The 11,959-nt window shown below is 34.8% G+C and carries 5 protein-coding genes; 1 reads left to right on the forward strand and 4 read right to left on the reverse strand.

The window, feature by feature from the left end:
- Nucleotides 1-110 precede the first annotated feature (110 nt).
- Nucleotides 111-614 carry a CAP domain-containing protein gene (locus VGE71_RS01400; RefSeq protein WP_331136696.1) on the forward strand — a complete coding sequence of 168 codons (504 nt, stop codon included), beginning with the start codon at nucleotides 111-113 and terminating at the stop codon, nucleotides 612-614.
- A gap of 125 nt (nucleotides 615-739) precedes the next feature.
- On the opposite strand, the gene VGE71_RS01405 is transcribed toward VGE71_RS01400, so the two are convergent.
- The 4 genes from VGE71_RS01405 to VGE71_RS01420 form a co-directional block, all read right to left on the reverse strand.
- On the reverse strand, nucleotides 740-2,683 hold the full coding sequence (locus tag VGE71_RS01405; protein ID WP_331136697.1) for an OmpA family protein: 1,944 nt from the start codon (nucleotides 2,681-2,683) through the stop codon (nucleotides 740-742).
- Nucleotides 2,684-2,694: 11 nt separating this feature from the next.
- Nucleotides 2,695-3,606, reverse strand: coding sequence for a type IX secretion system membrane protein PorP/SprF (locus VGE71_RS01410; protein WP_331136698.1), 912 nt, complete (start codon nucleotides 3,604-3,606; stop codon nucleotides 2,695-2,697).
- A gap of 144 nt (nucleotides 3,607-3,750) precedes the next feature.
- Nucleotides 3,751-11,013: a gliding motility-associated C-terminal domain-containing protein gene (locus VGE71_RS01415; protein ID WP_331136699.1), complete on the reverse strand. Its 7,263-nt coding sequence runs from the start codon at nucleotides 11,011-11,013 to the stop codon at nucleotides 3,751-3,753.
- Between the two features lie 16 nt (nucleotides 11,014-11,029).
- Nucleotides 11,030-11,431: a hypothetical protein gene (locus VGE71_RS01420; protein WP_331136700.1), complete on the reverse strand. Its 402-nt coding sequence runs from the start codon at nucleotides 11,429-11,431 to the stop codon at nucleotides 11,030-11,032.
- Nucleotides 11,432-11,959: the final 528 nt, after the last annotated feature.

Consider the following 11,959-nt stretch of genomic DNA (forward strand, 5'->3'; position numbering starts at 1 on the left):
ACGGTAAATTGAATATGTTTGGTATAGAAAATTAGACGACAAATTATTCAAAAATAAATTTAAAGGATTTGCCCCAACATCTACTTTAAACTGCTAAAATGCTGTTGATTATGGAAAAGATTAAGCGCACCATGTTGTTCATTGCGATTCTAGTCGCAATGAACGCATGTTCTGCAGATACTGCCGTTGGAAGCGTGGATAATACTACCGTCGAAGCGCTTGTTACCAATTATACCTACAACGATACTGAGTTGCAAACCATGAAACTCATAAACGAACACCGCTTAAGTGTAGGATTAAATGCTTTGGAAAGAATCAATCATATTTCTTTTAAATGTGAAGAACATAATCTCTATATGATTGAAAACAATGTTGTAAATCATAATGATTTTGTGGAAAGATCTAAAAATATTACAAATGTTTTAGGAGCTAAAAAAGTTGGTGAGAACGTTGCCTACAACTATAAAACTCCTGAAGCGGCTTTGAGAGCCTGGCTGGAGAGTCCAGGCCACAAAGAGAATATCGAAGGTGATTATACGCACTTCGGATTATCTGTAACAACAGATGCTGCTACAGGTAAAAAATATTACACTAACATTTTTGTTAAGATTTAAACGTATATTGAACAGGTTGGTTTTTTAGAGGTCGTTGTAATTCATAGAGTTGCAACGACTTTTTATTTAGAAAAAAGCTGCCTGTAAAATACAGACAGCTTTTTGGTTTTGATCGTGAGTTTTGGTTATAAACCTGTTATTATAAATTCGCTTCTTCTGTTGGCTTGGTGTTCTTCTTCGGTACATTTTACTCCATCAGAACATTTGTTGACAAGCTGTGTTTCTCCAAAGCCTTTTCCGGTTAATCGGTTTGCAGCTATTCCGTTTTTAATAAGCCATTTAATGGTAGATTTTGCTCTTCTATCAGATAAAGCTTCGTTGTACTTATGTGTTGCTCTACTATCTGTATGAGAACGAATATCTAATTTCATGTTTGGATAATCGTTTAAAACCACTAATATTTTTTCTAAATCTAAAGCGGCTTCTCTTCTAATATCAGATTTATCCAAATCGAAATAAATCATTTTGATTCCGAAACATTTACCTAAATCGTCTCCAATTGTAACTTGGCAATTTGATTTTTCTAAGGCAATTGGTAAGTTCGTTTTTCCAGTTGATTTTGAAATGGTAACGGGTATTTCTTTGGTTGTATATTCTGGTTTTTCGGCTCTTACAAAATAGGTTTTACCACATTCTACAGGGAAAACATATTTTCCTGATCCATCCGTAATAGTAGAATTTTTAACCGCCATTTTATCATCGTATAAAGTGATTTTGGCTTCTGGTAAAATAATTCCGCTTTCCGAATCAGTAACAATTCCTTCAAGCTCCTGAATGCATTTTAGTTTTCGGGTTTCTAAGAATTTATAAATATCATCAGAACCTTGTCCGCCATCTTTATTAGAAGTAAAAAATCCTCTTCTTGTTGTTGGATCAATAATGTAAGCAAAATCATCTTTAGGAGAATTTATATCTACACCGACGTTCTGTATGTTATCAATTTTTCCGTTATCGTCAATACTGCCCACAAAAACATCTAAACCTCCTAATCCTGGATGCCCGTCAGATGAAAAATAAATTTCATTTTCGCTAGTCACAAACGGATAGGTTTCTTTTCCTTCTGTATTGATAGTGTTTCCAAGATTTTCAGGAGTGCCATAACCGCCATTTGGATTAATACTTACTTTATACAAATCAGATTGTCCGATAGAGCCTGGCATATCAGAAGAAAAATATAGCGTTTTCTCATCTGGACTTAAAGCTGGATGACCTGCACTGTAATTGTTACTATTAAACGGAAGTTCTGTAATGTTGTTCCATTTATTTTTTTCGTCTAAAGTAGCTTTGTAAATCTTAATCAAAGTAGTTCTATGATCGTCTTTTCCTTTTTTACCGTCAATATAATTGTTTCTGGTAAAGTAAACTGTTTTGCCATCTTTAGTAAAAACTGGAGAGGCTTCATGGAATTTTGTATTAATAGCAGATTTAAACTTATTTACTTTTATAGCGTTTCCAGTTTCCGGATTTAAATCAGCATTGTAAATATTCGTAAAATATTCGCCAGTCCATTTGTGTTTGCGTTGCGAGAAATTTCCAGTGTCTCTTGCCGAGGCAAAATAAATTTTATTATTATAAACAAATGATCCGTAATCTGAATATTTACTGTTTATTCCGGCATCTTCTACTTTATATCTTCCTGAATTGGCTTTAATCTCATCCAGATAATTACGATCAGTTTTATAAAATTTGGCTCTAGAATCGTTTTTTGATTTAGCATTAAATTCGCCAAGCATTTGATTGGCTTTAGTAATATTACCAGTAGATTTTAGAGATTGTGCGTATCTGTAATAGTACTCTGGTTCTACAGTTGTATTCATGGCAAATAATTCGCCGTACCATTTTGCTGCTCCTTCAAAATTAGAATTAAAATAATAGGCATTACCTAGTTTTTTAAACATATCTTCAGATTTGTAACCTTTGGCAGCCACTTTTTCGTAGGTTTTAATAGCGTCAACATAGGCATAACTATCATATTTCTTGTCACCTGAATTTATTTTTGCCTGTTGTGAATAAGTGCTAAACGAAAAAGAACTTATAATTGTAAGGAAAAGTAATGTATAGTTTTTCATGATCCAATTTTTTAGAAGAAACGAGGAGTTGTGATTTTGCCATTGTTTTTAAATAATTCATAGCGAAGGAAAATTTCATGTGAGCCTGAATTATAGTTTTTTAATCTGGTTGTTTCGTTATCATAACCATAACCAATATATAATCCGTCAGTAATTTGAAAACCTGCCATTGCACTCACTGCAGCATCCCATCTGTAGGCAACACCAAGAGTTAATTTTTCAAAAAACATAAAGTTAGCCGATACGTCTACCTGAAGTGGAGCTCCTTCAACCATTTTTGTCAACACTGCTGGTTTAAATTTTACTTCCTGAGAAAAATCGAAAACATAACCACCTATTAAATAATAATTGATTTTGTCTTTATAAATCGCTACATCATTATCGTCATAACGATTGGTCTGAATGAAATTAGGTACTGATAATCCGATATAAGCTTTACTAGAGTGCCAGTAAATTCCAGCTCCTACATTTGGTGAAAAATCATTATTTAAGTTTTGAAATTGAGGATCTCCGGCATTTTCTGGATTTAGTTTTGTGACATCAAGATTAAAAAAATCAGCTGTACCTTTTATACCAAATGAAAGTTTCCATGTTTCCGATGTAGGTACACTATAAGAAAGATCTACAGAAAATTGATTTTCATTTGTAGGTCCAATTTTATCATTAACCAAAGAAACTCCAAGTCCGACATTGCTATTATTTATTGGTGTATTAATAGAAATTGTATTCGTTTTAGGAGCACCATCAAGTCCTACCCATTGATCACGGTGTAAAGCAAACACGCTTAATGCACCACGAGAACCAGCATAAGCAGGGTTAATGTTAATCGTATTGTACATATATTGTGTAAACTGTGCATCTTGTTGCGCATAGCCACAATATGTAATTAACAGAATGACGAAGAAAAATAATTTTGTTCTCATAGTAAATGGATTATTTTTATTATTGGCATTGACTTTAAGGTTTTGAAAATCAATGTTTTATTTTGTGTAAAATTACGTTTATTTTTACGTAAAATTAATTAATATGCTGTAAAAGAGTGTTTTACAGCATATGTTGGTTAGTTGTTATTTTGACAGATATAAATAGCCGCTTAGTTTGTTGTCTTGAAGATTATTACTTCCGTCTAATGACTTATAATTGATAATGTAAAAATAAGTTCCGGTAGGTAATCCGTCAGATTGTTTAACGGTTGTTCTTCCTCTTGAAATTCCGTCAAAAGCATTTGTTGTATTGTTGTAGTTTTTAGTTTCAAAAACCAAAATACCCCAACGATTATAGATTTCAACAGTGTTTTCAGGATAACAGGTTACGTCATCGATGTTGTCAATTTTGAACGTTTCGTTGAAATTATCTCCATTTGGAGAAAATGCATTATGAGGAAGAACTTCTCCGCAGGCTAAAACCTTACAATCATCGTTTACTTCCATATCTAATACAATGCTTCTTGGACATTTTTCATCAGCAATCAAATATTCAAAAGTGTAATTTCCGAGTGCCAAACCAAATGGATTAAGAACACTTCCCTGAAGCGCATTTGAATTGTTTTTATCTACCCAGGTTCCTGTAATCGGACTGCCTTCTGGAAGTAAAGTAGTTAAATTAATGAGTGATGAATCATCAGTACATGCTGTACTTTTAATTGTGGTAACACCATTTGGAACTACAGTAATGGTTACAGTTGCAGTATCACAGTTTTCTGAACTTAATTTATCACATATTCTATAGCTGTACGTATACGTTCCCGCTGGTGTTGCACTAGAAACGGTTACATTTCCAGAACCATCAATTGTAATATTTGGATTAGTTTGAGAAGTAACTGTAAAGTTTACCATTTCTATCGTTACTAGAGTTGTCCCTTTTACGTCGTTTGCCAATACATTTCCAACTAATCCGAAAGTATTACATCCAATATTGCTATAAGTATCATCATTTGCTACAACAGGTGTCGGAGGTGCTGACGGAGTGGTAACAGTTACGGTTACTACAGCCGTATCGCAATTTCCGAAATCGGCTTTTTCGCAAATTTGATAAGTCAATGTATAGGTTCCAGCAGGTGTATTCGGAGCCACATTTACAGAACCATCTGAATTTAAGGTTATAGCGCCTTTTGGATCAGGAATAGTAGTTGTTAAGGTGACATCATTAATAGTAACTACTGAACCGTTTAAGGTATCGTTAGTTAGAACATTTATAACATTATTTGCTCCTGATACTCCATTTACCGGACCAGCTGTATCATCATTTGCTATAATGGCGAAAGTTGGTCTTGCTGTACAATAAGGATCAGCAGGCGGATAGTCAATAATAATAGTTTCAGTAGGATTTAAAGATATGATCAAATTAGCTTTTGGACGTAATTTTTCAAATCCATCCGCGCCTTGAACCCATTTATTATTTTCAAAAATCCATCCTGGCCAGTCAATTCCTTTTCCATTTGCGTCAACTACGGCTCCAGGCCATAAAATTCTACCACTTAATGCTAAATTTGAAGTTGTTGTAATAGTGTTGTTGCTACTATCTGCCCATGTAATGGTTACGCCATTTACTGGAGTAAAGTTTAGCGGAGTGACCACATAATCAACGTATGGAACATCATTAACGCATATCGCTGTCGCAGTAACCGTCATTTTTGGTGCTTCAATAGTAATGGTTACAGTTGCAGTGTCACAATTATCAGGTTGAGCAGCTTCACAAATTTGATATACAAGAGTTAATGTTCCAACCGGAGCATTTGGCAACACATCTATAGAACCATCAGGATTTAACTGTAAATAATTATTAGGTGTTACAGTAGTTAAGATTACATCTGCAGGAGTTATTTTAGTTCCATCAAGATTATCATTTGAAAATATATTTAAAACATTTGTTGTAGTATGATTTACTCCCACAATTGGTCCCGCACTATCATCATTTGCTACAATGTTCTTTTTAACCTTGCAGTTTACGCTAAAAGTTTGAACAAGTTCTGTTTTATTTCCAGCACAATCTGTTAATGTGTACGTTCTGGTCATAATATAAACATTTCCGTCACATGCGCCTGTAGCATCCGAAACAGTTATGTTTACTGTTGGACTACAGTTGTCTGCAGCGTCTTTAATATCTGAAGAACTTCCTACTGGAATTAAATCAGCACTTGCCAAATTAATTACATTGGCAGGAGCTGTTCCCGTTGGAGGAGTTGTGTCTCTTACTGTAATAATTTGAGTATATGAAGCTGTGTTTCCTCCACAATCACTAGTTTTCCAAGTACGTGTTAAGGTGTAATTAGTTGGACATCCATTTTGAATATCAGATTTTGTCTCTGTAAATACAATAGGTAAATCGCCATTACAATTATCTGAAGCCGTCATTTCGGCTGGTTGAGGAATTGCATCACATGAAACCGTAACATCTTGTGGAAGATTTCCTGTAAATGCTGGCGCAGTTGTATCCTGAATTGTGATCACTTGCGTGAAAGTATCGGAAGTATTTCCACAATCATCTTTTACTGTCCAAGTATTGGTGTAAGTTCCTGCATTCGCACAAGTTGCAGAAGCCACAAATTGACCACTCACTTTTACGATATTCGTTACATCAGCATCGCAAGAATCTGAAGCAGTTGGGAATAAAGCCTGAGCATTTGCTAAAGCTGCTGAATCGCTACATTCTATTGTTTTATCTAATGAACCTGCTAAAGTTGTCCATGTTGGTGCAGTTGTATCCTGAATTGTGATCACTTGCGTGAAAGTATTAGAAGTATTTCCACAATCGTCTTTTACTGTCCATGTATTGGTGTAAGTTCCTGCATTCGCACAAGTTGCAGAAGCCACAAACTGACCGCTCACTTTTACGATATTCGTTACATCAGCATCACAAGAATCTGAAGCAGTTGGGAATAAAACTTGAGCATTTGCTAAAGCTGCTGAATCGCTACATTCAATTGTTTTGTCTAATGAATTTGCTAAAGTTGTCCATGTTGGAGCTGTAATATCTTGTACAATAATAGTTTGACTAACAGGAAGAGAAGTGTTTCCACAAGCATCTTTTGCAGTCCATGTTCTTGTTGTGGTATAAGATCCGGCGCAGTTTCCAGGTGTTATTGTATCTACATAAGTTAAAGATGCTATTGTACCATTGTTATCAGTAGCAGTTGCCTGTGAAAAAACTGGTTCTGCCGGACAATTGATTGTCGTTGTTTCTGGTAATGGATTTATAACAGGAACAACAGAATCTCCATCAAGAATAGTAAATGATTCAGAAATGTTACATCCATTTGCATCGGTAATTAAAACAGTATAATTACCAGAAGCAAGATTAGTAGCTGTTGCTGTTGTTTGAACAGGAATTGTATTCCAGTTATAAGTATAGCCAGCTGTTCCTCCAGAAACAGTTACAGTTGCAGAACCATTGTTGCCACCACCGCATGTAACATTGGTTTGAGTTTTTGTTGCGGTTAATGCGCTTTGAGGTTGCGAAATGGTAACGGTACAGGTTGTAGTATAACTTAATTTATCTGTTACTGTTACAGTATGTAAACCAGCGCTTAGGGTAATAGCCTGAGCTGTTGTTTCTCCGTTATCCCAAAGATAAGTGTAATCACCATTTCCGCCTATAGCAGTTATTGTTGCTTTACCTGTATTTTCTCCAAAACATTTTACAGGACTATCCTTAGAAATACTACAAGAAAGAACATTTGGTTCAGTTATCGTTACGGTACAAGTTGTAGTACAACCTTTTGCATCTGTTACAGTTACAGAATGAGTTCCTGCGCTCAATGCAATTGCTTTTTGAGTCGTTTCGTTATTGTCCCATAAATAAGTATAATCTCCGTTTCCACCAATTGGTGTTACTGTTGCTTCTCCATTACTTAAACCATTTGCAGAAACAGCTTTGTTTTGAATAATAGAACAGCTAAGAGCAGTTGTTGGCTGTGTAATTATTACAGAGTTAGATTGCGAAGAACAAGAATCTGTTACGGTTAAAGTATAAGTTCCTGCTGGTAAATTTGCAACTGTGGCTGCAGTTCCAACTTCGAGATTTGCACTGTTTTTCCAAGAATAATTTACTGTTCCAACAGCGTTTGTTACTGTTCCTGCCATTACAGATCCAGTGCTTGTGCCATAGCATGAAATATCTGTTTTAGAAGAATTTCCAAGAGCTAAGGCTGCAGTTGGTTGTGCAATTGTTACAGAGTTAGATTGCGAAGAACAAGAATCTGTTACGGTTAAAGTATAAGTTCCTGCTGGTAAATTTACAACTGTCGCTGCAGTTCCAACTTCTACATTTGCGCTGTTTTTCCAAGAATAATTTACTGCTCCAACAGCATTTGTTACTGTTCCTGCTGTTACAGATCCAGTGCTTGTGCCATAGCATGAAATATCTGTTTTAGAAGAATTTCCAAGAGCTAAGGCTGCAGTTGGCTGCGTAATTGTCACAGAGTTAGATTGCGAAGAACAAGAATCCGTTACGGTTAAAGTATAAGTTCCTGCTGGTAAATTTGCAACTGTGGCTGCAGTTCCAACTTCGAGATTTGTACTGTTTTTCCAAGAATAATTTACTGTACCAACAGCGTTTGTTACTGTTCCTGCTGTTACAGATCCAGTACTTGTGCCATAGCATGAAATATCTGTTTTAGAAGAATTTCCAAGAGCTAAAGCAGCTGTAGGTTGTAAAATGCTAATCGTTAGTGCTCCCTGACAACCATTTGCATCTGTTGCAGTAACTTCATAATTTCCGAAACCTAAATCAGTTAAGGTTTGTGATGTGCCAGTGTATGCATTACCATTTTTTTTCCATGAATAAGTATAAGGACCAACTCCTCCCGAAGCATTGTTAATACTGATTGATCCAGTAGATGCATTAAAACATTTTACATCAACGTGCGACGCAGTAATTTCTGTTACTGTAACAGTACTTTTTGTAACTGTAACAGGTTTTATGTCATAACAATTAGAAGCATTTGTTCCTTTTATATAATAAGTACCTGGAATTACTGCATTAAAATTTGTCAGTGGAATGGTAGCGGTTGCATCAGTCCAATAGGTATAAGTTAATCCAGTAGTACTTCCAGCAGTAATACTTGCGGCAGTTAAATCTAACGAAGTTGTTGGCGCACAAATTGGAAGTGGATTGGTAATAGTAACTGTTGGTTTTGCATTTACATTAACTACAATTTCTTTCTTAGGACCAATACACGCATTGGTTTTTCCTTCAGCTACATAAAAGGTAAATTGACCAGCTGTTGTAGTTAAAGGTGTTATAGATTGTTGCGCTGTAGAAGTCGTTGTTTGGTAATAGTATAATGTATATTCTGGCTTACTTGCAACAGCTGTTAAAGGAACTGCATTATCTCCAATACAATAATTTACAGGGCCTGCCACCGTTGGCATTGTTGTAATACTTTCGATATTGATTGTAAATTGAAAGTAACAACCACTGCTGGCTCCTCCTGGAGGAATAGCATAATACGTTTTTGTTCCAACTGTCGCAGGGAACGGATTGTTTATAGTGTATTGAGTTGTAGTACCAGCCACTACAGGATATGCATTATAAAATGTTGATCCAGTAGGAAATGATCCTATTACGTCGGTAACTGGAATTGATGTCATTGAACCATTACAAAAAGTAAAGGCAATAGTTGGCGGTGTTGCCTGACAATTCGCATTGATATAATCTGTTGAATTAATCGCCGTCTGAAGTGGAGCTGCTATAGAAGTTCCTGTACAGCTTCCTGAGTTGGTATAACCTAGAATTAGAGATTTGTCGGCTAATGTTACCCCAGTACCTGCGTCTTTTCCACTTAATATACCATTTACTTGAATATTATTATTGCAGTTTGAATTTTTCAGTAAAGCACAATTTTCTGTAGCTTTTAATTTGAATGTCATTTCAGCTAAAACAGTATCTGGATTAGAAGGCAGCGGTAATGTGCCAATATCCCAAACTATTGATCCATTTGCTCCAATTGTAGGTTCATAAGTCAATGAATTTGGAGCAGGAGCAGGAGAAAAATTTATAGTTTTTAGTAAACTATTGTCAACAAAGGTAGCATTGTACGGAATTGGAATTACAAGTTTGCTGTTTTGTATCGCATCCGAGCCTTTGTTTTTTATTTGTACTTTATAGCCCAGTTCCTGACCAGGTAAAACGGTATATGGACCTGCGCCTGCGTTATTTCCGTTTATGGTTGTAGCTGACAGAATACCTTCAATCTCTGGAACATACGCATCAACCGACATTACAATAGAAAAGATGGCATAAGTATCGACTGTAGAGCCATATTTAAAAGTGGTTGAAGTCTGATTATTTCCAATAAGGTCATTTGCACTATTGGGCAGATTGAACATAGTAATATCTATACCCGAATTATTCATTAGGTTCGGATTTCTATTGTTTCCTCCAGTATTGATGGTAGAATTAAAGAAGTTGGTTGCCGTATTCAATGAATGACTCAAGCTTTGGTAGGTGTTTGTATTCAATTTTTCAATTTGGAAATAATCGCCATCATAATACAAATCACCTTCTCCAGCCATGATACCTAGTTTGATGCCAACTGGTCCAGATGTCACAGAATTAAATCCAGAAACAGGAATAGTATAATTGGCAGTTGTGTTATTGGTTACAAAGGCATGGCCATCAAAAACAGTTATGTCTCTGTTTTTCATGTTTGAGTTTTCATAGATAACAACCAATCCCCAGCCGGCATATTTTCCTATCGTACCTCCATCGGCTCCTTCAGTTGCTGCTATGTTAGCTGCAAAATATTCTCCAACTCCGTTTGTTCTTACATAATCGGTAACTTCAGCATAAGCGCTGAACATATTGTTATCTGCATTAGTTGGGAAATAAATATCACTAGCTGTAAATTCAGTGTAATTGGAACTTACGGGACCTTTGAATAAAATTTTTCTTTTATCTAAAGTTTTCGTTACACCATTTTTTGTTACAGTAAAAGTATCCGGACTAGTAGCGGCATCAGAAACTCTCCCTGTCCAATACAAACCTGCATAAACGATGTTGTAACAGTTCGTTAATTTTGCACCACTGTCATTCAGTAAATCCAAAGTCGCTCCAGAAGAGTTATGAGTTTGATTATTACTGTCTCTGTCAACATAAACCATCGGATTGGTTCCGTTAGGTTCTGTGTCGCTGTAATGTTGTAATGTCAAATTGCTATTTCCAATCATCGTAAAATCTCCTTTGATTTTATAGATTGTTCTGGCAGGAGAAAATAAAGATGTTCTTTCTTTAAACGGTTTTATTACTTGTGCATTTCCTTCATTAGTTCCAATAAACAGGATTAAAAAGAAACAAAAAACAGCAAAACATTGAGAGTAGATTTTTTTCATAGTAATAGTTTTTTAATTATCCGCCTATAGAAATTTTATAAAGAAGAATGTATTTTGAAGTATTGTTTTTAATCAGATTATTGATTACAGTTGGATTTGTTTCAACTTCTGAAATGATGAAAATGTATTTTAATTTTTCAAAACCCGAAAAAGAATTCAGATCAATAGCAGTATTTAAATCTGCTGCTTTCTCGATTTTTATGGTTGCAATTTCAATATCGCCCTTCAAAGAGACCGAGGTGTTTAGGCTGTTAAGTGAAGTATTGTTTGTGAATAAAGCAGTTGGCTGATCGCCATAAACTTTTAATTCACCAGAAGAAGCATAAACTGCAGATTGCAAACCATACAGTAAATGTTTGAGATTACTAAGCTTAGAATCCTGTCCAGAATTTTCTAAGTTTGTTAAGTACGAATCCACATTTTCAATTTGACCAAATGAAAAATTTGTCATTAAAAAAAACAACAAGAAAAAAATGTTCTTTTGGAAGATGTTCTTTTTGAAAGAAAAAATAAACTTACAATTATTAACAAATTTTACTGCTTTTTCAAGAGTAGATTTAGTTCTCATAACTTAAGGATTTTGTTTTAATGTATTTAAAGTATTTTAACAGAATCAAAGTTATATAGACCGTTTATTTTTGATTTTTTTTGTCCGTAACTAACCTAAAAACTCGTTGAAAGGTTCTTTTTTAACAAAAAATAGCGTTAAAAAGCATTTTTTTTAACCTAAAAAAACGAATTTTTTAAAGTGATTTTTTTGCTTTTTTGATGAAAATCCTTTCATTTGAAATATTGTAAATACTTAAAAACCAATTATTTGGTTAAAATATTGCAAATTTGGGTAATATCGATTAAATACTAATTTCTTAGACAAAGAACATAAAAACCAAAAAAGAGCGGATTGCATTTTATATAAATGTTAACCTTTTTGAAAGAAAACATTCTT

It is taken from the genome of Flavobacterium sp., from assembly GCF_036405015.1.
Lineage (GTDB): Bacteria > Bacteroidota > Bacteroidia > Flavobacteriales > Flavobacteriaceae > Flavobacterium.

Bases quoted from the DNA above. Each gene is read 5' to 3' on its own strand.
- VGE71_RS01415 (WP_331136699.1), bottom strand. From the start codon at position 11,013: ATGAAAAAAATCTACTCTCAATGTTTTGCTGTTTTTTGTTTCTTTTTA.
- VGE71_RS01400 (WP_331136696.1), top strand. From the start codon at position 111: ATGGAAAAGATTAAGCGCACCATGTTGTTCATTGCGATTCTAGTCGCA.
- VGE71_RS01410 (WP_331136698.1), bottom strand. From the start codon at position 3,606: ATGAGAACAAAATTATTTTTCTTCGTCATTCTGTTAATTACATATTGT.
- VGE71_RS01405 (WP_331136697.1), bottom strand. From the start codon at position 2,683: ATGAAAAACTATACATTACTTTTCCTTACAATTATAAGTTCTTTTTCG.